The sequence below is a fragment of the Bacillota bacterium genome, from assembly GCA_024655925.1.
GTDB lineage: Bacteria > Bacillota > DTU025 > DTU025 > JANLFS01 > JANLFS01.
On sequence record JANLFS010000018.1, the window covers coordinates 14,679 to 32,482 of the forward strand.

General features: G+C 60.0%; 27 protein-coding genes and 1 pseudogene. All 28 read right to left on the reverse strand.

Annotation, left to right across the window (positions count from 1 at the left end):
- Nucleotides 1–659: preprotein translocase subunit SecY (locus NUW23_04385; GenBank protein ID MCR4425413.1), on the reverse strand; the 659-nt coding region annotated here is incomplete at its 3' end.
- Complete coding sequence (rplO, locus tag NUW23_04390) at nucleotides 660–1,100, reverse strand: 50S ribosomal protein L15 (protein MCR4425414.1); 441 nt, start codon at nucleotides 1,098–1,100, stop codon at nucleotides 660–662.
- A gap of 34 nt (nucleotides 1,101–1,134) precedes the next feature.
- Nucleotides 1,135–1,320: a 50S ribosomal protein L30 gene (gene rpmD, locus NUW23_04395; GenBank protein MCR4425415.1), complete on the reverse strand. Its 186-nt coding sequence runs from the start codon at nucleotides 1,318–1,320 to the stop codon at nucleotides 1,135–1,137.
- Between the two features lie 11 nt (nucleotides 1,321–1,331).
- Nucleotides 1,332–1,832: a 30S ribosomal protein S5 gene (gene rpsE / locus NUW23_04400; GenBank protein ID MCR4425416.1), complete on the reverse strand. Its 501-nt coding sequence runs from the start codon at nucleotides 1,830–1,832 to the stop codon at nucleotides 1,332–1,334.
- Between the two features lie 17 nt (nucleotides 1,833–1,849).
- A pseudogene (locus NUW23_04405) lies at nucleotides 1,850–2,280 on the reverse strand (50S ribosomal protein L18).
- Between the two features lie 40 nt (nucleotides 2,281–2,320).
- On the reverse strand, nucleotides 2,321–2,866 hold the full coding sequence (gene rplF, locus NUW23_04410) for a 50S ribosomal protein L6 (protein ID MCR4425417.1): 546 nt from the start codon (nucleotides 2,864–2,866) through the stop codon (nucleotides 2,321–2,323).
- Nucleotides 2,867–2,877: 11 nt separating this feature from the next.
- Nucleotides 2,878–3,276, reverse strand: coding sequence for a 30S ribosomal protein S8 (gene rpsH / locus NUW23_04415; GenBank protein ID MCR4425418.1), 399 nt, complete (start codon nucleotides 3,274–3,276; stop codon nucleotides 2,878–2,880).
- A 36-nt stretch (nucleotides 3,277–3,312) separates the two neighbouring features.
- Entirely contained in the window at nucleotides 3,313–3,498 is a 186-nt protein-coding gene (locus tag NUW23_04420) for a type Z 30S ribosomal protein S14 (protein MCR4425419.1), read from the reverse strand.
- 14 nt (nucleotides 3,499–3,512) lie between these two features.
- Complete coding sequence (gene rplE / locus NUW23_04425; protein MCR4425420.1) at nucleotides 3,513–4,055, reverse strand: 50S ribosomal protein L5; 543 nt, start codon at nucleotides 4,053–4,055, stop codon at nucleotides 3,513–3,515.
- A gap of 41 nt (nucleotides 4,056–4,096) precedes the next feature.
- Nucleotides 4,097–4,426 (reverse strand): 50S ribosomal protein L24, encoded by a 330-nt coding sequence (gene rplX / locus NUW23_04430; GenBank protein ID MCR4425421.1) that lies wholly within the window; start codon nucleotides 4,424–4,426, stop codon nucleotides 4,097–4,099.
- Between the two features lie 42 nt (nucleotides 4,427–4,468).
- Nucleotides 4,469–4,837, reverse strand: coding sequence for a 50S ribosomal protein L14 (rplN, locus tag NUW23_04435; protein ID MCR4425422.1), 369 nt, complete (start codon nucleotides 4,835–4,837; stop codon nucleotides 4,469–4,471).
- A gap of 31 nt (nucleotides 4,838–4,868) precedes the next feature.
- The gene (gene rpsQ, locus NUW23_04440; protein MCR4425423.1) at nucleotides 4,869–5,129 is read right to left on the reverse strand and encodes a 30S ribosomal protein S17; all 261 of its coding nucleotides are present in this window, start codon (nucleotides 5,127–5,129) and stop codon (nucleotides 4,869–4,871) included.
- 18 nt (nucleotides 5,130–5,147) lie between these two features.
- On the reverse strand, nucleotides 5,148–5,351 hold the full coding sequence (gene rpmC / locus NUW23_04445) for a 50S ribosomal protein L29 (GenBank protein MCR4425424.1): 204 nt from the start codon (nucleotides 5,349–5,351) through the stop codon (nucleotides 5,148–5,150).
- Nucleotides 5,341–5,778 carry a 50S ribosomal protein L16 gene (gene rplP, locus NUW23_04450; GenBank protein ID MCR4425425.1) on the reverse strand — a complete coding sequence of 146 codons (438 nt, stop codon included), beginning with the start codon at nucleotides 5,776–5,778 and terminating at the stop codon, nucleotides 5,341–5,343. The genes rpmC and rplP overlap by 11 nt, the downstream gene beginning before the upstream one ends.
- Nucleotides 5,779–6,444: a 30S ribosomal protein S3 gene (gene rpsC / locus NUW23_04455; protein MCR4425426.1), complete on the reverse strand. Its 666-nt coding sequence runs from the start codon at nucleotides 6,442–6,444 to the stop codon at nucleotides 5,779–5,781.
- A 4-nt stretch (nucleotides 6,445–6,448) separates the two neighbouring features.
- Complete coding sequence (gene rplV / locus NUW23_04460; protein ID MCR4425427.1) at nucleotides 6,449–6,787, reverse strand: 50S ribosomal protein L22; 339 nt, start codon at nucleotides 6,785–6,787, stop codon at nucleotides 6,449–6,451.
- Nucleotides 6,788–6,823: 36 nt separating this feature from the next.
- Entirely contained in the window at nucleotides 6,824–7,111 is a 288-nt protein-coding gene (gene rpsS, locus NUW23_04465; protein ID MCR4425428.1) for a 30S ribosomal protein S19, read from the reverse strand.
- A 28-nt stretch (nucleotides 7,112–7,139) separates the two neighbouring features.
- Nucleotides 7,140–7,970: a 50S ribosomal protein L2 gene (gene rplB / locus NUW23_04470; protein MCR4425429.1), complete on the reverse strand. Its 831-nt coding sequence runs from the start codon at nucleotides 7,968–7,970 to the stop codon at nucleotides 7,140–7,142.
- Between the two features lie 26 nt (nucleotides 7,971–7,996).
- Nucleotides 7,997–8,284: a 50S ribosomal protein L23 gene (rplW, locus tag NUW23_04475; GenBank protein MCR4425430.1), complete on the reverse strand. Its 288-nt coding sequence runs from the start codon at nucleotides 8,282–8,284 to the stop codon at nucleotides 7,997–7,999.
- Nucleotides 8,284–8,904: a 50S ribosomal protein L4 gene (gene rplD, locus NUW23_04480; protein MCR4425431.1), complete on the reverse strand. Its 621-nt coding sequence runs from the start codon at nucleotides 8,902–8,904 to the stop codon at nucleotides 8,284–8,286. Before rplD ends, rplW begins: the two co-directional genes overlap by 1 nt.
- 17 nt (nucleotides 8,905–8,921) lie before the next feature.
- Entirely contained in the window at nucleotides 8,922–9,548 is a 627-nt protein-coding gene (gene rplC, locus NUW23_04485) for a 50S ribosomal protein L3 (protein MCR4425432.1), read from the reverse strand.
- 22 nt (nucleotides 9,549–9,570) lie between these two features.
- Nucleotides 9,571–9,879 carry a 30S ribosomal protein S10 gene (gene rpsJ, locus NUW23_04490; GenBank protein MCR4425433.1) on the reverse strand — a complete coding sequence of 103 codons (309 nt, stop codon included), beginning with the start codon at nucleotides 9,877–9,879 and terminating at the stop codon, nucleotides 9,571–9,573.
- Nucleotides 9,880–10,058: 179 nt separating this feature from the next.
- Nucleotides 10,059–11,261: an elongation factor Tu gene (gene tuf, locus NUW23_04495; protein MCR4425434.1), complete on the reverse strand. Its 1,203-nt coding sequence runs from the start codon at nucleotides 11,259–11,261 to the stop codon at nucleotides 10,059–10,061.
- 24 nt (nucleotides 11,262–11,285) lie between these two features.
- On the reverse strand, nucleotides 11,286–13,370 hold the full coding sequence (gene fusA / locus NUW23_04500; GenBank protein ID MCR4425435.1) for an elongation factor G: 2,085 nt from the start codon (nucleotides 13,368–13,370) through the stop codon (nucleotides 11,286–11,288).
- A 35-nt stretch (nucleotides 13,371–13,405) separates the two neighbouring features.
- A complete protein-coding gene (rpsG, locus tag NUW23_04505; protein MCR4425436.1) occupies nucleotides 13,406–13,876 on the reverse strand; it encodes a 30S ribosomal protein S7 in 471 nt (156 codons plus the stop codon).
- Nucleotides 13,877–13,898: 22 nt separating this feature from the next.
- Nucleotides 13,899–14,312 (reverse strand): 30S ribosomal protein S12, encoded by a 414-nt coding sequence (rpsL, locus tag NUW23_04510; GenBank protein MCR4425437.1) that lies wholly within the window; start codon nucleotides 14,310–14,312, stop codon nucleotides 13,899–13,901.
- Nucleotides 14,313–14,393: 81 nt separating this feature from the next.
- On the reverse strand, nucleotides 14,394–14,642 hold the full coding sequence (locus tag NUW23_04515; GenBank protein ID MCR4425438.1) for a ribosomal L7Ae/L30e/S12e/Gadd45 family protein: 249 nt from the start codon (nucleotides 14,640–14,642) through the stop codon (nucleotides 14,394–14,396).
- Nucleotides 14,643–14,711: 69 nt separating this feature from the next.
- A partial coding sequence (gene rpoC / locus NUW23_04520; GenBank protein ID MCR4425439.1) for a DNA-directed RNA polymerase subunit beta' occupies nucleotides 14,712–17,804 on the reverse strand: 3,093 nt, incomplete at its 5' end.

Genomic DNA, 17,804 nt, shown 5'->3' on the forward strand with positions numbered 1-17,804 from the left:
GGACTCTTTTTATCGCACAACTGAAGCATGACAAGATTTGCCCCTCCGGCAAAGATGAGCTTGACGGTGCGCTCTACCCCTGACGGTATCCGCGCCGCGATGCCTGTGAAGATTATCAGCGATATTCCGTTGCCTATGCCGTGTTCGGAGATCTTCTCACCCAGCCACATAACGAAGGCCGTTCCTGCCGTCATGCTGACCACGATGAGGACCCGTGAAAGCGCGCCAGGCCTTACAGCACCTGAGAGCATCAACGTGTATGCGTAGCCCTGCACGACTGCGAGGACTATGGTCAGATACCTCGTGTACTGAGAGATCTTCTTTCTGCCTTCCACGCCCTCCTTGGCCAACTCCTCGAGCTGAGGTATGACCACCTTGAGGAGCTCCATCACGATAGACGCGGTGATGTAGGGCCCGACATTGAGGGCGAAGACCGTGAACCTGGAAAGCGCGCCTCCGGCAAACATGTCGAGAAGGCTCAGAAGTCCCGCTCCGGCCGCTCCGGCCGCTCTCTCGAACTCCGCCACAACTCTGCTTGCATCCACACCTGGAACCGGGATGAACGATCCCAGCCTGTAGATGAACAACAGGAACGCAGTGTACAGGATCTTCTTCCGAAGGTCCGGGACGCGGAACGCGTTTACGACTGCTGCGATCACCTATACCACCTCCGCGGAGCCTCCTGCGGCCGTGATTTTGGATACCGCGGTCTCACTGAACCTGTCTGCGCGAACCTTGAGGGACTTGGTTATGTCCCCATTGCCGAGGATCTTCACCGGCATGCCGGCCTTGCGGACCAGCCCCGCGTCGCGCAGTACTTCAGGCGTGACTTCCGCGCCGGCATCGAACATCTCGAGATCTCCCACGTTCACCACGGCGTATTCGACCTTGAACTTGTTGTTGAAACCCCGTTTGGGGAGTCTGCGAGCAAGAGGAGTCTGGCCGCCCTCGAACCCGGGGCCCTTTCCTCCTCCAGACCTGGCCAGCTGGCCCTTGTTACCTTTGCCCGCTGTCTTTCCATGCCCTGACCCTATCCCACGGCCCACCCGCTTCCGCTCAGACTTCGCGCCAAACGGGGGCCGCAAGTCGTGCAACCTCATACAACGCACCTCCCAGTGCGGAGCCCCGAGGACCTCAGTCGACCTCGCGGACCTCCAGCAGATGGCGTACCTTCTTTATCATTCCCCGAATAGCACCCGAATCCTCATGCACCACAGTCTGCCCGAGCCTGTGAAGGCCAAGCGCGGCAACGGTGGCACGCTGATCCTGGGGCTCGCCGATGGCGCTCTTCTTCCAGGTGATCTCAAGTTTGTTTGCCACTCGGACCCCTCCTACTTGGTCATCTCTTCCGCGGACTTCCCGCGTGCCCGCGAGACTTCCTCTGCACAGCGCAGAGACAGAAGCCCTTTCATCGTCGCGTTAACCATGTTCAGAGGGTTGTTCGAACCCAGGGACTTCGTAAGGATGTCGCGGTACCCAGCGAGTTCCAGAACAGCCCTGACGGGTCCACCGGCGATGACTCCAGTTCCGGGGCCGGCCGGTTTGAGCATGACGCACCCCGCCCCAAAGGTTGCGGTGACTCCATGTGGAATCGTTGTCCCGGCGATGGGAACCTCGGTCAGATTCTTCTTCCCATCGTCCACAGCCTTGCGGATCGCCTCGGACACCTCATAGGCCTTCCCCAGGCCCATCCCGACGTGGCCCGCTCCGTCGCCCACTATGACTAGGGCACGAAAACTCCGGGTCCGCCCACCTTTTGTCGTCTTGGCGACGGGGTTGATGCTCACCACTTTCTCCTTGAGTTCCAGTCCCTCTGTCTCAATCCTCTTCATGTGCTGCCCTCCCCCGTCTAGAACTCCAGGCCGCCTTCACGGGCGGCCTCAGCAAGCGCGGCAACCCGACCGTGATAGAGATTGCCGCCCCGGTCGAACACGACCTGCTTGATGCCGTGCTCCTGGGCGCGCTTGGCGATTACCTCTCCCACGACACGGGCGGCAGCGACGTTGCCGCCGTAACCAACCCTGGCACGGACTTCGGGCTCAGTCGTGGAGGCCGCAACCAGGGTGACACTCGAGGTGTCACCCTGGCACGGACTTCGGGCTCAGTCGGGGAGGCCGCAACCAGGGTGACACCTCGAGTGTCATCTATTATCTGGACGGAGATGTGGGCAAGACTCCGGAAGACCGAAAGCCTTGGGCGCCCAGGAGTGCCCTTCACCTTGGCCCGTAGCCGCCTGTGGCGGCGGGCTAGACCCGCCCTCCTGTCAACCTTGTTGTACACAGCGAGTCGCTCCTTTCACACCAGTCGAAGGCCTGCAGCTTCACTTTCCGACCTTTCCGGTCTTGCCAGCCTTTTGAATCACCCGCTCGCCAGCGTATCGAATGCCTTTGCCCTGGTAGGGCTCGGGTTCCCTCACCGCACGAATATCCGCAGCGGTCTGCCCAACTGATTCCTTGTCGATCCCTGTGACCGTGATCTTGTTGGGCGCGGGCACCAGGATGTCGATGCCTTCCTTGGGCGTAATCTCGACCGGATGCGAGTACCCTATCTGCAGAACAAGCTTGTTGCCTTGTTTCGAGGCTCTGTAACCCGTCCCTACGATCTCAAGAGACTTCTCGTAGCCCCGGGTCACCCCTTCCACCATGTTCGCAACCAGGCTCCTCGTGAGCCCGTGAAGCGACCTGTGTGTCCTGCTGTCGGATGGCCTCAAGACATGTATGGCACCTTCGCCAACCTCTATTTGCATATCCGGATGCAGTTCCCGTCTTAGAACGCCTTTGGGGCCGCGCACAGTCAGGCAATTGCCTTCTATCGCCACCTCCACGTTCTTGGGAACCGGAACTGGCTTCCTACCGATTCTGGACATAGTCACACCACCTACCACATGTAGCAGATGACTTCGCCGCCGAGGCCCATCTCTCTCGCCTGGCGGTCAGTCATGAGCCCACGAGACGTGGAGATTACCGCCACTCCAAGGCCGTTTAGGACCTTGGGAAGCTGGTCCTTCTTGACGTAGACCCGAAGTCCGGGCTTGCTGATACGCTTGAGCCCGCGGATGGTCTTCTGCTTATTCGGGCCGTACTTCATGGTGATCTTGATGACGCTTTCTTTCCCACTCTGACTGAGCTCGCAGTCGCGGATATAGCCCTCTTGCTTCATGATCTCAGCAAGCTGGCGCTTGATCCGGGACGCCGGTATCTCAACGACCTCGCGGTTCACGATGTTCGCATTCCTGATTCTCGTGAGCATATCCGCGATGGGGTCTGACAACACCATCAGCCTCTACCTCCCTCTCCGGGCGTGCGGATGCCGCTACCAACTCGCCTTGGTGATGCCGGGAATCTCTCCCCGAGAGGCGAGGGTCCTAAAGCAGATCCTGCACATTTTGAACTTGCGCATGTATGCCCGGGGCCTCCCACAGATGTGACACCTGTTGTAGGCCCTGACTCTGTACTTGGGCTCGTGCTTCCACTTCTCGACCAGCCCCTTGCGCGCCATGCATCTCCCCCCCCTTACTGCATCCTGACAGGCAACCCAAGCGCTCTCAGAAGCTCGAGGCCTTCCTCGTCGGTCTGAGCGGTGGTCACAATCGTGATGTCCATTCCCCTGATCTTATCCACCTTGTCATACACTATCTCTGGGAATACCAGCTGCTCCTTGAGGCCCACGGTGTAGTTGCCTCTTCCGTCGAATCCCTTCGGGGATACCCCCCTGAAGTCACGTATCCTCGGCAGGGCCGCGTTGAACAGCTTATCCAGGAAGTAGTACATCCTGGCCCCTCGCAAGGTGACTTTGCACCCGATCGGCACTCCCGCCCTGAGTTTGAAGGCGGCAATGGATCTCTTGGCCCTAGTGATCAGGGGTTTCTGCCCTGTTATCTGCGCGAGGTCATTCGCCGACGCGTCGAGAGCCTTGGGGTCTGAGACCGCGTCGCTGACACCCATGTTCACGACGACCTTCTCAACTTTCGGAACCTGCATGATGTTCTTGTAACCGAACTTCTCACGCAGGGCCGGGACAACCTCGTTCAGGTACTTCTCTCTGAGTCGTGGCATCTCCATCCACACCGACCCCCCTCTTGCGAAAGTGAACAGGCCTACTTATCCAGCCCGGCGCCGCACTTCTTGCATACGCGGATGTACTCGCCGGACTCCAGAGCCTTCTTCCCGACCCTGGTTGGCTTGTTGCACTTGCCGCAGACAACCATGACTTTCCCAAGAGGAATCGGCATCGGCTTCTCGACGATGCCACCCTGGGGCGCAGTCTTGGTTGGCTTTGTATGTCTCTTCGCCACGTTCAAGTTCTCCACAAGAACTCGGCTCTCTCGTGGCAGCACGCGCAGGACCTTGCCCCGCCTGTCCTTGTCCTTTCCTGAGAGCACGAGCACTGTGTCACCCTTCTTAACGTTCTTGACTGATGTGGTCATACTGTCCTCCTGCACCTCCCCACATCCGGGACACCCCCGGCTCTAGAGGACCTCTGGGGCAAGGGAAATGATCTTCATGAAATCTCGATCGCGCAATTCACGGGCGACCGGCCCGAAGATACGGGTGCCCCTCGGGTTGTTCTGGTCGTTGATGATGACGGCTGCGTTCTCGTCGAACCTGATGTACGAACCGTCCGGCCTCTTGAGCTCTTTCTTCGTCCGGACTACCACCGCCCTGACGACCTCACCCTTTTTTACAACGCCTCCGGGCGTCGCTTCCTTGACAGTCGCGATGATGATGTCGCCGACTCGAGCGTACCGCCTGTTGGCTCCGCCCATTACCCTGAAGCACATGATCTTCTTCGCGCCAGTGTTGTCGGCAACGCTGAGCATGGTCTGAGGCTGAATCACCGCAAGTCCCCTCCTTTCGATGGGGCCCTCTCTACTTCGCCCGCTCGACTATCTCCACAAGTCTCCAACGCTTCTCACGAGACAGTGGGCGAGTTTCCATGATCCGCACCCTGTCACCCACCTTGCACTCGTTGTTCTCGTCGTGGATCTTGACGCGGCTGGTGCGTCTGCGGATCTTCCCGTAGAGGGCATCGCGGAAAGTCCGCTCCAGGGCTACCACGCGAGTCTTGTCCATGGCGTCCGAGACTACGACTCCGACCCTCTCCTTGCGCTGGCCTCTCGCGTTCTCCATTTCTGCTTGCCCTCCTTCTTAGCCTCGCGCTATCTTGAGTTCCCGTTCTCTCATGACCGTCCTGACCCGTGCGATGTTTCGCCGGACATCAGCGATCCTGTGAGGGTTCTCAAGCTGATTGGTGGCGAGCTGGAACCGGAGGTTGAAGAGTTCCTCCTTAAGGCTCGCGAGCTTGCGGTCGAGTTCCTCGGTGGAAAGCTCCCTGAACTCCTTAACCTTCATTGGCTTCACCACCCGATTCTTCTACTCTCCTGACGAACTTGGTCTTGACAGGCAGCTTGTGTCCGGCCAGCCTCATGGCCTCGCGGGCGATTTCCTCGGAGACCCCCGCGATCTCGAACATGATCCTTCCCGGCCTCACAACTGCCACCCAGTACTCCGGGGCGCCCTTACCGCTGCCCATACGGGTTTCGGCGGGCTTTGCTGTCACGGGCTTATCTGGGAAGATGCGGATCCACACATTCCCGCCGCGCTTGATGTAACGTGTCATTGCGATACGCGCAGCTTCGATCTGCCGGTCAGTAACCCATCCAGCCTCCAAGGCCTGCAGGCCGTACTGGCCAAGGGTCACTTCGGCGCCGCGCATCGCGCGGCCTTTCATGCGGCCCCGGTGCTGCTTTCTGAACTTGACCCTCTTGGGCATCAACATCTAGCGCTGGCCTCCCTCCTGCCGGGCCCTCCCGGCTCTAGTTGGGAGAATCTCACCCTTGTACACCCACACCTTGATACCTATTCGGCCGTACGTAGTCCGAGCTTCGGCGAACCCATAGTCGATGTCCGCCCTCAAGGTGTGAAGAGGAAGCTTCCCGTGACTGTACCCTTCGCTCCTCGCGATCTCCGCGCCGCCCAGTCGCCCGGAGGTCCTCATCCTCACCCCGAGCGCCCCGAGTTTCTCCGCGCGCAGCAGGGCCTGCTTCATGGCGCGCCTGAAGGAAATCCTCTTCTCCAGCTGCGCCGCGATGTTCTCCGCGATCAGCTGCGCATCAACCTCCGGGTGCTTGACCTCGAGGATGTTTACGGAGACCTGCTTTCCGGTTAAGGTCTCCAGTTCCTTACGGAGGTTCTCCGCCTCGACACCGCCGCGGCCAATGACCATACCCGGCCTGGCGGTGTGAATGGTGATCCTGATCCGGTTGGCGGCCCGCTCTATCTGGACGCGCGAGATGCCGGAGGCGTAGAGCCGCTTCTTTATGAACTTCTTCAGCTTCAGGTCTTCATGAAGAAGCTCGGCGAAGTTCTTGTCGGCATACCACGTCGAATCCCACGTCCGGTTGATTCCAAGCCTGAGTCCGATCGGATTGACCTTCTGCCCCACGCGTCTAACCCTCCCTTTCTCTCACGATGACCGTAATGTGGCTCGTCCGCTTCAGGATCCTGTCAGCCATCCCTCGCATCCTCGGTAGGATACGTTTGAGCGTGGGACCTGGGTCAACGTAGGCCACGGCCACGTAAAGATCGTCCTTGGACATATCCAGGTTGTTCTCTGCGTTCGCAGCGGCGGACTTGATCACCTTGCTAACGACCGTCGACGCCGCCTGCGGAGTATACTTCAATATGGTCAGGGCCTCGTCAACGTCTTTCCCGCGCACCAGGTCCACCACCCGGCGGACCTTTCGCGGGGACATACGCACATACTTGGCAACTGCCCTGGCTTCCACCTGTGCCTGACCCCCCTCGTGCCCTTCCGGCCCGCGTTATCGCTTCATGGCGGTGGGCTTGTCAGTAGTAGACCTGTGCCCTCTGAACATTCTGGTCGGCGCGAACTCGCCGAGCCTGTGCCCTACCATGTCCTCTACGATGTAGACCGGCACGTGCTTCCGGCCGTCATGGACTGCGATGGTGTGGCCTACCATGTCGGGCATGACCATCGACGCCCGCGACCAAGTCTTCACGATCTCCTTCTTGCCGGCCTTATTCAAGCTCTCAATCTTCTTGGCGAGGGCTGGGTACACATACGGTCCTTTCTTGAGTGACCTTCCCATCGGCGCGCCTCCTTTCAGAACCCCGTGCCTATCTCCCGCCCCTGCGTCTGACTATCAACCTGTCAGACGCCTTGGGCTTTCTGGTCTTGTGCCCCAGGGTCGGAACGCCCCACGGGGTCACCGGGCTCTTGAGTCCCACCGGGGACCGGCCCTCTCCACCGCCGTGCGGGTGGTCGACGGGGTTCATGACCACTCCACGGTTGTGCGGTTTCCTGCCCAGCCAGCGCTTACGGCCGGCTTTCCCGAGCTTGATGTTCTCGTGGTCGACGTTGCCCACTTGTCCGATCGTAGCTCTGCACTCTGCCCTGACCATTCGCATCTCGGTGGAGGGCAGTCTCAAGGTGACGTAGTCGCCTTCCTTGGCCATTATCTGCGCGCCAGCCCCGGCGCTGCGAGCCATCTGTGCGCCTCTGCCCGGCACCAGCTCGATGGCGTGGACCACTGTCCCGACAGGTATATTGGCGAGCGGCAGAGCGTTCCCGGGCTTGATGTCCGCGCCCGGCCCGGACATGATCACATCGCCCACCTTCAACCCGAGGGGAAGAAGGATATAGCGCTTCTCGCCGTCTGCGTAGTTCACCAGACCGATCCTGGCAGACCGGTTCGGATCATATTCAACCGAGGCGATCTTGCCAGGAACACCGTCCTTGTCCCTCTTGAAGTCGATGATCCGGTACGCCCGCTTGTGGCCTCCCCCTCTGAACCTCGCGGTCACCCGGCCCTGGTCGTTCCTCCCGCCGGTCCCCCGCAAAGGCGCACGCAAGGATCTCTCCGGCCTGGAGCGGGTTATTTCCTCGAACGTGGACACGGACATCTGCCGCCGTCCAGGTGATGTAGGCTTGAAAGCCTTAATTGGCATCCTGCTGACCTCCTTCGCGAACGGACCTACGCCCCCTCAAAGAGCGGGATGCGGTCTCCTTCTCTCAACGTTACTATGGCCTTCTTCCAGTCAGGGGTCTTGCCCTCGTGCCGGCCAAGCCTCTTCACCTTGCCACGCATGGTGACGGTGTTAACGTCAACCACGCGGACCTTGAATATGGCCTCCACCGCACGGGCAATCTCGACCTTGTTAGCGTCCGGTCTGACCCGGAAGGCGTACTTGCGCTGCTCCATCATGGCCGTGCTCTTCTCGGTGACCAGCGGCTTTATGACGATGTCCTGCGGATGCAGCATCAGGCAAACGCCTCCTCTGTCCTCTGGACCGCGTCCTGGGTCATGATGAGCGCGACGTGGTCCATAATATCGTAGACATTGAGTCCCTCAACGGTCAGGACCTTCACATTCGGAACGTTCCTTGCAGATCTCTCGACCATCTCGTTCCGCTCGCTCGTAACCACAAGGGGTTCGGCCACGTTCAGCTGGCGGAAGAGGTTCACCATCCGCTTGGTGCTGGGTGCTGTCAGATCGAACGAGTCCACAACGTAAACGGAATTTGCAAGGGCCCTCGAGGAGAGGGCCGAAAGCAACGCGAGTCTCCTGACCTTCCGCGGGATTGAATACGCATACTCCCTCGGAGTCGGTCCGAAGACAATCCCGCCGCCTCTCCACAGAGGAGACCGCCTGGAGCCCTGACGCGCGCGGCCAGTCCCCTTCTGCCTCCACGGCTTGTGCCCGCCGCCTGAGACCTCGGAGATGGTCTTCGTGTCGTGGGTGCCCGCACGCCTGCTCGCGAGCTGCATGACCACGGCCTCATGGACCGCGTGCTCGTTGGGGTCTATTCCGAAGACGGCCTCCGGGAGGTCAACCTCTCCCAGCCTCTCGCCTTTCGAGTTGAACAAAGGTGCTTTGGGCATCGATGTCGCCTCCTCACTCATGCCTTCACGGAGTCGCGGACAATCACAAGTCCGCCTCGGACCCCAGGCACCGATCCCCTGACGAGCAGAAGGTTCCGCTCGGAATCAACCTTCATGACAGTGAGCCCGAGGGCGGTCACCCGTTCTCCGCCGAGCCTTCCCGGCATCTTGCGGCCTTTGAAGACCCTGGCTGGATCGGTCGCGCTCAACGCCCCGACCCTTCTATGATACATTGAACCGTGGCTCATCGGCCCGCGGTTGAACCCCCAGCGCTTTACGACGCCGGCGAACCCGCGACCCCTCGAGGTGCCGATGACATCCACCCGGTCTCCCTCCGACCACTGATCTACCTTGATCTCTTGCCCGAGCTGGAACTCGTCTGCCGAGTCCACACGGAATTCCCGGAGAAACCGCTTCGGCTTCACCTTCGCCCTGGCGTAGTGCCCGGCCAGAGGCTTGTTCACAAGCCTCTCACGCTTGTCGCCGAAGCCAACCTGTACTGCCTCGTAGCCGTGCCGTGCCGCGTGCTTCTTCTGCACCACGTAGCACGGCCCAGCCTCTATGACGGTCACTGGATGAACCCTGCCGTCCTCAGCGAACAGCTGGGTCATCCCGACCTTCCTGCCCAGTATGGCCCTGCCCATGTGTTACACCTCCCGCGGCACGTTAAAGCTTGATCTCTATGTCCACTCCAGCCGGCAGATCGAGACGCATGAGCGCGTCTATCGTCTTGGGCGTGGGCTCGAGTATGTCGATCAGCCTCTTATGAGTCCGCATCTCAAACTGCTCTCTGGAGTCTTTGTCGATGTGAACCGAACGGAGCACGGTGTATACGTTCTTCTCCGTCGGGAGCGGGATGGGCCCTGATACCTGCGCCCCCATCCTCTTCGCAGTCTCGACAATCCTCTCAGCAGACTGGTCGAGAATCTTGTGGTCGAAGGCCTTCAGCTTGATCCTGATTCTCTGGGTTGCCAAACCTTATCCCCCTCCTATCGCCCGATTGCGCACACGGACATGCTCCGCGGAAGTTTACTCTGCTCCACGGGTATGGAGTCAGACAACATCCCGCTTCATCGCTGGGTACAGCGGCCTGGGGTCGCCCCGGGAGGACAAGCCCCCGGGGCGAGGCGCCCAATGCCTGGCGAAGCTGCCTGTTACTCGATTATCGACGTGACCGCGCCGGCGCCGACTGTCCGTCCGCCCTCGCGGACTGCAAACCTGAGGCCGACCTCCATAGCGATCGGGGTAATGAGAGTGATCGTCATCACAGTGTTGTCCCCTGGCATAACCATCTCGACGCCCTCTTGAAGCTGGATGCTGCCAGTGACGTCGGTCGTCCTGAAGTAGAACTGCGGCCTGTACCCGTTGAAGAACGGAGTATGCCGGCCGCCCTCTTCCTTTGACAGTACGTAGATCTGCGCAGTAAACTTGGTGTGCGGGGTGATCGATCCCGGCTTGGCCAGAACCTGGCCACGCTCTACCTCGTCCTTGTCGACTCCGCGAAGCAGGCATCCGATGTTGTCACCCGCCTGGCCTTGGTCGAGGATCTTGCGGAACATCTCGACCCCGGTCACCACCGTCTTCCTTGTTTCCGGAGTCAAGCCAACGATCTGAACCTCGTCGCCAACCTTGACCATTCCGCGCTCCACCCTGCCGGTAACGACGGTCCCGCGGCCGGTAATGGTGAAGACGTCCTCGATGGGCATTAGGAACGGCTTGTCGATTTCACGGACGGGATCCGGGAAGTAGGAGTCGACGGCGTCCATCAGATTCCAGACCTTGCCGCACCACTCGCACTCACGCTTGCCGCATCCGCACTCGCCGGCCTTGAGGGCCGAGACCGGCACCACGGGGATCTCGTCTCCTGGGAACTCATACTTGGAGAGAAGGTCTCTGACCTCCATCTCGACCAGCTCGAGGAGCTCGGGGTCATCCACAGCATCGCACTTGTTGAGGGCAACGACGATGGCGGGGACGCCCACCTGCCTGGCGAGGAGAATGTGCTCGCGGGTCTGGGGCATCGGGCCATCGGCCGCCGAGACCACTAGAACGGCCCCGTCCATCTGGGCAGCGCCAGTGATCATGTTCTTGATGTAGTCCGCGTGGCCGGGGCAGTCGACGTGTGCATAATGACGCTTGGGTGTCTCGTACTCAACGTGCGCGGTGTTGATAGTGATGCCTCGGGCCTTCTCCTCAGGTGCCGCGTCGATCTCCTCGAACTTCTTGAGCTGGGCCAACCCGTGCTTCGACAGGATATTCGTGATCGCCGCCGTGAGGGTGGTCTTGCCATGGTCCACGTGCCCGATTGTACCGATGTTCAAGTGGGGCTTGGTCCTCTCAAACTTCTGCTTGGCCATTTCATTCAATCCTCCCTTGTGTTCTCAGGAGAAAACTCCCCGGTACCTTCGCATGATCTCCTCCCCTACATGAGGAGGAACCTGTTCGTACCTGAGAAAGTGCATGCTGTGGTTCGCGCGGCCCTGTGAGAGTGAGCGAAGGACCGTCGCGTAACCGAACATCTCAGCGAGCGGAACCTGCACGCGTATAACCTGGATCGGACCTCTCGCCTCGAGGCCGGATACCTTGCCACGTCTCGCACCGATGTCGCTCATGATGTCTCCAAGGTAAGCCTCAGGGGTGACGATCTCCACCTTCATGATAGGCTCCAGAAGAACCGGGCTCGCGGCTTCCACGGCCTCCTTGAACCCCATGGATGCAGCCACCTTGAATGAGAGCTCCGAGGAGTCCACCTCGTGGTAAGTCCCGTCGAGAAGCGCAACAGCGATGCCCATCATCGGATACCCCGCAAGCACGCCGGTGCCCGCAGCTTCGCGAATGCCCGCCTCGATCGCAGGGATGAACTCCTTGGGAATCGCTCCCCCGGTGATCCGACTCTCGAAGGTTATCCCGGTGCCCGGCGCCCCGGGCGAGACTTCCAGGACCACATGGCCGTACTGGCCGCGCCCGCCCGTCTGCCTGACAAACCTGCCTTCACGGGTCACAGACGCGGTGACAGTCTCTCTGTAAGCCACTTGGGGCTTGCCTACGTTGCACTCGACCTTGAACTCCCTGACGAGCCGGTCCACTATGATGTCGAGGTGCAGCTCCCCCATTCCTGAGATGATTGTCTGCCCGCTGTCCTGGTCGGTGTGAACCTTGAACGTGGGGTCCTCCTCAGCCAGTTTCCCCAGGGACAGCGTCAGCCGGTCCTCGTCATTCTTGCTCTTGGGCTCCACGGAAACGGAGATGACAGGCTCAGGAAACTCCATCCGCTCGAGAACGAGGGCGTGCCGTTCATCACAGAGAGTATCACCTGTGGTAGTATCGCGGAGGCCGACTGCGGCAACAATATCACCGGCGGATACCACCTCAAGGTCTTCACGATGGTTTGCGTGCATCCTTACAACTCGGCCCAGCCGCTCCCGCTTGCCCTTGGAGGCGTTGTACACTACTTCCCCCGCCTTCGCCATCCCGGAGTAGACCCGGAAGTACGCGAGCTTGCCCACGTAGGGATCGGTTGCTATCTTGAACGCGAGCGCACAGAAAGGCTCGTCCTCCGACGGCCTTCTCGTGACCTGCGTTTCCCCATTAGGCTCTAGCCCAACCACAGCAGGCATGTCGACCGGAGACGGCAGGTAGTCGACGATCGCGTCGAGAAGCAACTGGACACCTTTGTTCTTGAAAGACGATCCAAGCAGCACAGGCGTCAACCGGGCGGACAGTGTGCCTCTGCGGATCCCCGCCCTCAAGGCTTCTTCGGAGATCTCTTCTCCGGCGACGTACAGCTCCATCAGCTCATCGTCGTTCTCGGCGGCTCTCTCGATGAGTTCCTCGCGGGCCTGCTCCGCAGCATCGACCAGCTCTTCCGGGATGTCGACGACCTCGCGATTGACCCCAAGATCGTCCTGATAGAGAATGGCCTTGCGGCTGATCAGGTCCACAACTCCGCGGAACTTGTCTTCTGCGCCGATTGGGGTCTGGACGGGGACCGCCAAAGCGCCGAGTTTGTCACGCATCGTCTGGACTGAGAACGCGAAATCCGCTCCCACCCGGTCCATCTTGTTCACAAATGCTATCCTCGGAACTCGATAGTGGTCTGCTTGCCTCCAGACGGTTTCTGACTGTGGTTGGACACCCTCCACAGCATCGAAGATCGCCACCGCTCCGTCAAGCACCCTAAGAGAGCGCTCAACCTCCACGGTGAAGTCCACGTGGCCGGGCGTGTCGATAATGTTTATCCGGCAACCCCGCCAGTAGCATGTGGTCGCGGCCGATGTTATGGTGATCCCGCGCTCCTGCTCCTGGATCATCCAGTCCATCGTGGCCGTCCCCGCATCCACCTCGCCAAGCCGGTGAACACGTCCGGTGTAGAAGAGAATTCGCTCGGTCGTCGTGGTCTTGCCGGCATCGATATGGGCCATTATGCCTATGTTGCGGATACTCTGAATCGGTACCGCCTCGACCATGCTCTTCTCTCCTTTCCCCAGACGCTTCGCCTCTGTTACCACCTGTAATGCGCGAACGCCTTATTGGCCTCTGCCATCTTATGCATGTCTTCCTTACGCTTTATGGATGCCCCTGTCCCTGCCGCTGCATCCATGATCTCGGCGGCAAAACGCTCTGCCATGGTCTTTTCGCCTCTCGCGCGGGCGTGCTTCACAATCCATCTGAGGGCTAGAGCCTTCCTCCGGTCAGCCCTAACCTCCACTGGAACCTGATAGGTGGCGCCGCCCACGCGCCTCGGCCTGACTTCGAGCACAGGCATGACATTCTTGAGTGCACGTTCAAAGGTTTCGAGCGGATCCTTTCCCGTCTTCTCCTCTATGATGGCCGCGGCTTCGTAGAAAATGGTCTCAGCCACGCTCTTCTTCCCCTTGAGGAGGAGTTTGTTGATGAACTCAGACACCATCTTGGAGTTGTAGACAGGATCGGGTGCCACCTCATGCTTAGGCACATTGCCTCTCCTCGGCACGTGATACCCTCCCTTCCGGGTCCTACTTCGGGCGCTTGGCCCCGTACTTGGACCTGCCCTGACGTCTATTCGCAACTCCGGCGGTATCAAGTGTGCCCCGGATGATGTGGTACCGCACGCCGGGGACATCCTTCACTCGGCCACCGCGGATGAGCACGACCGAGTGCTCCTGAAGGTTGTGCCCCACTCCTGGGATATATGCCGTGACCTCGAGCAAGTTTGTCAGTCTCACCCTGGCGATCTTGCGAAGAGCCGAGTTGGGCTTCTTGGGCGTAGTTGTTCTGACTACGGTGCACACGCCCCTGCGCTGTGGGGCGCCCTCGCCATAGATGGACCTGCGGTTGAGCGAGTTGTACTGGTATCTCAGGGCAGGCGCTTTCGACTTGGTCGTGGCTTTCTTGCGGCCCTTTCTTACCAGCTGGCTGATGGTTGGCACTTACGACACCTCCTTCCCGAAGACACGCATTGCGGACATAATGTGCCCCTTGCCCCGAAAGATAGGTGCAAGGGGCACTGGTCACTCGTGTAGAATTGCGGCGGATGCCGCACCGACATCGATCCCACACACCTTGCCGAGTTCCTGCATGCTACCAGCGATGATTACTGGGACACCGTTCTTCTCGCAAAGTGCCACGAGATCGCGGACAACGTGCTCTTCGGCATCCTTCGCGATGTAGACTTCCCGGACGGATCCACGCCCCAGGGCCCTCACAGTCTGCTTGGTGCCGATCACCCTGTTACGGGCGGATGCCAGGTTCTCATACATCCGCGTTGAGTGCCTCCTTCGGCCCCATGCCACCACACAGGGTGGCTCAGACACTTAGACATTTTAGCATCAGCCACTACGCGTGTCAAGCAATTCCGATGCCTGACCTCCCGCTACACCCGCAGCATACTCCAGATTCTCGACGTCCCTGACCGCCGCGGCGGGCGGCAGGGTCATCACCTCCGCCGGTTCGAGCACACGGATGTTGCGGTATCTGGACATTCCAGTTCCGGCTGGAATCAGCTTTCCGATGATGACATTCTCCTTCAGCCCGATGAGGGGATCTGTCTTCCCCTTGATCGACGCCTCCGTCAAGACCCTCGTGGTCTCCTGGAACGACGCTGCTGAGAGGAAGCTGTCCGTCGCGAGAGACGCCTTGGTTATGCCAAGCAGGATCGGCTTCGCCGAAGCTGGCCGTAGGCCCATGGCTTCCGCCTCCGCGTTGATATCTTCGAGCTCGAACACATCAACGGTCCCACCTGGCAGCAGATCAGTGTCACCAGGGTCCTCCACTTTCATCTTCCTCATCATCTGGCGGACGACCACTTCAATGTGCTTATCGTTGATCTCGACGCCCTGGGACCGGTAGACTTCCTGCACTTCGCGGACGATATACTGCTGTACCGGAATCATCCCACGTATCCTCAGGATATCGTGCGGATTCACGGAGCCCTCAGTCAGGTTGTCCCCGGCCTCCACTCGCTGCCCATCCCGCACCTCCAGCCTGGCGCCAAACGGCACGGTATACGAGTGTTCTTCGCCGTCATCTGTCCTGACGATGACCTTCCGTACACCTTTCGCTTCCTGGATCGTCACGACTCCATCATGCTCTGTTATCACAGCGAGGCCTTTGGGCTTTCTGGCTTCGAAGAGCTCCTCCACGCGAGGCAGGCCGCGCGTTATGTCGTCCCCTGCGACACCCCCGGTGTGGAACGTCCTCATCGTCAACTGTGTGCCGGGTTCTCCAATGGACTGTGCGGCAATGGTCCCCACAGCTTCCCCAACTTCCACCGGGTTGCCCGTCGCTAGGTTGCGACCATAGCACTTTACGCACACGCCGTACCTGGTCCTGCACTTGAGGACCGAACGTATCTTGATCGAAGTGAACCCGGCATCCTCGATACGCTTCGCCACATCTTCCCCTATGAGTTCGCCCGCTTCGGCGAGTACCTCCCCGGTGCTGGGGTCCACGACGTCCTCCAGGCTCACCCTGCCCGTGATCCGTTCGGACAGCGGCTCAATCACGGTGTCGCCCTCAACGAGCTGAGTTACCTCAATGCCCTCTTTCGTGCCGCAGTCATCCTCTCGGACGATTACGTCCTGCGCCACGTCGACGAGTCTCCTGGTGAGGTAACCGGAGTCTGCGGTTCGAAGTGCGGTGTCCGCAAGTCCTTTTCTCGTTCCGTGTGTGGATATGAAGTACTCCAGCACTGTCAAGCCCTCACGGAAGTTCGCCTTTATTGGCACGTCTATGGTTCGTCCGGACGGGTCTGCAACGAGGCCCCTCATGCCCGCCAGCTGGTTGAGCTGCTGCACGTTACCGCGTGCCCCAGACGTGGCCATCATGTAGACTGAGTTGAACTTCGAGAGATTGGCGAGCATCGCCTGCTGGACTCGCTCGCGAGCCTCAGTCCACACGTCAATAACCAAGCTGTCCTTCTCGTCAGCAAGGAGGAGCCCACGCTTGTATTGGCTTTCGATTTGCTCGACTTTCTCGTCGGCTTCTTTTATGATCTGCTCCTTGTCGGGCGGGATCGCGATATCCTCGATTCCCACCGTCGTCCCAGAGCGGGTTGCATACTTGAACCCAAGTCTCTTCATGGCATCAAGAACCTCGGAGGTCTTGGCGTTCCCGTACTTGCGCCTGATCATTGCCACTACCCTGGAAAGGAAGCTCTTGCTCGCGGCCTTGCGTTGCCGCCCACCTGGTCCATCCGATGCCGCAAGGTATTCCGCGACCGACATTCCGGGTTTGGTCACGAAGTCACCGCGGGTAAGCTCCTCATCGAGAGAGCCTTCGGCGGAGTTGATGTAGGGGAAGTCGTCCGGGAAGATCTCGTTGAAGATCAACCGCCCAACAGTGGTGACGATCTTCCTTGTCCCCGCCTCTTCTGCCCCCAATACCAGCTTGGATTCAGGAAGCCTTACCAGGATCCTCGCCTGAAGCTCGATGGACCCAGCCTCGTAGGCCATCTTTGCGGCCTCGGGGCTTTCGAAGACCTTGCCCTCACCCCGGGCTCCCTGCTTTTCGATGGTCAGGTAGTAGCACCCAAGCACCATGTCCTGGGTCGGAGTGGCCACAGGCCCGCCGTGCGCCGGGGAAAGGATGTTGTTCACCGACAGCATGAGCAACCTCGCCTCGGCCTGTGCCTCCGCAGATAGCGGAACGTGCACTGCCATCTGGTCCCCGTCGAAGTCGGCGTTGTATGCCGTGCAGACCAGCGGGTGGATCTGTATTGCGCGTCCCTCGACCAATACGGGCTCAAAAGCCTGGATGCCCAACCTGTGCAGGGTGGGGGCGCGGTTCAGGAGCACTGGGTGCTCCGCGATGACCTCCTCGAGAACGTCCCAGACTTCGGGGCGCACCCGTTCCACCATGCGCTTGGCGCTCTTGATGTTGTGCGCATGACCCTTGTCGACAAGCCTCTTCATCACGAACGGCTTGAAGAGCTCGAGGGCCATCTCTTTGGGCAGACCGCACTCGTGAAGCTTGAGGGACGGCCCGACCACGATCACAGAACGTCCGGAGTAGTCCACTCGCTTTCCGAGCAAGTTCTGGCGGAACCGGCCTTGCTTCCCTTTGAGCATGTCTGAAAGGGATTTGAGGGGCCTATTCCCTGGGCCCGTCACCGGTCTTCCCCGCCGGCCATTGTCGATCAGGGCATCTACGGCCTCTTGAAGCATGCGTTTCTCATTGCGGACGATGATGTCCGGGGCGGCCAGCTCCAGGAGTTTCTTGAGCCGGTTGTTCCTGTTGATGACCCGCCGGTAGAGGTCATTAAGGTCGGATGTAGCAAACCTGCCGCCGTCCAGCTGGACCATTGGACGCAGGTCCGGAGGGATGACAGGGATGACTTCGAGGATCATCCACTCTGGCCGGTTTCCGGACTTCCGGAAAGCCTCAACCACCTCAAGCCTACGTATGGCCCTGATCCGTCGCTG

Coding starts and splice junctions, on each gene's coding strand:
- rplO (MCR4425414.1), bottom strand. CDS start 1,100: ATGAGGTTGCACGACTTGCGGCCCCCGTTTGGCGCGAAGTCTGAGCGG.
- rpsE (MCR4425416.1), bottom strand. CDS start 1,832: ATGAAGAGGATTGAGACAGAGGGACTGGAACTCAAGGAGAAAGTGGTG.
- rplF (MCR4425417.1), bottom strand. CDS start 2,866: ATGTCCAGAATCGGTAGGAAGCCAGTTCCGGTTCCCAAGAACGTGGAG.
- rpsH (MCR4425418.1), bottom strand. CDS start 3,276: ATGGTGTTGTCAGACCCCATCGCGGATATGCTCACGAGAATCAGGAAT.
- NUW23_04420 (MCR4425419.1), bottom strand. CDS start 3,498: ATGGCGCGCAAGGGGCTGGTCGAGAAGTGGAAGCACGAGCCCAAGTAC.
- rplE (MCR4425420.1), bottom strand. CDS start 4,055: ATGCCACGACTCAGAGAGAAGTACCTGAACGAGGTTGTCCCGGCCCTG.
- rplX (MCR4425421.1), bottom strand. CDS start 4,426: ATGACCACATCAGTCAAGAACGTTAAGAAGGGTGACACAGTGCTCGTG.
- rpsQ (MCR4425423.1), bottom strand. CDS start 5,129: ATGGAGAACGCGAGAGGCCAGCGCAAGGAGAGGGTCGGAGTCGTAGTC.
- rpmC (MCR4425424.1), bottom strand. CDS start 5,351: ATGAAGGTTAAGGAGTTCAGGGAGCTTTCCACCGAGGAACTCGACCGC.
- rplP (MCR4425425.1), bottom strand. CDS start 5,778: ATGTTGATGCCCAAGAGGGTCAAGTTCAGAAAGCAGCACCGGGGCCGC.
- rpsS (MCR4425428.1), bottom strand. CDS start 7,111: ATGGGAAGGTCACTCAAGAAAGGACCGTATGTGTACCCAGCCCTCGCC.
- rplB (MCR4425429.1), bottom strand. CDS start 7,970: ATGCCAATTAAGGCTTTCAAGCCTACATCACCTGGACGGCGGCAGATG.
- rplW (MCR4425430.1), bottom strand. CDS start 8,284: ATGCTGCATCCGCAGGACATCGTCATAAAGCCGCTGGTCACCGAGAAG.
- rplD (MCR4425431.1), bottom strand. CDS start 8,904: ATGCCCAAAGCACCTTTGTTCAACTCGAAAGGCGAGAGGCTGGGAGAG.
- rplC (MCR4425432.1), bottom strand. CDS start 9,548: ATGGGCAGGGCCATACTGGGCAGGAAGGTCGGGATGACCCAGCTGTTC.
- tuf (MCR4425434.1), bottom strand. CDS start 11,261: ATGGCCAAGCAGAAGTTTGAGAGGACCAAGCCCCACTTGAACATCGGT.
- fusA (MCR4425435.1), bottom strand. CDS start 13,370: ATGGTCGAGGCGGTACCGATTCAGAGTATCCGCAACATAGGCATAATG.
- NUW23_04515 (MCR4425438.1), bottom strand. CDS start 14,642: ATGTATGAGAACCTGGCATCCGCCCGTAACAGGGTGATCGGCACCAAG.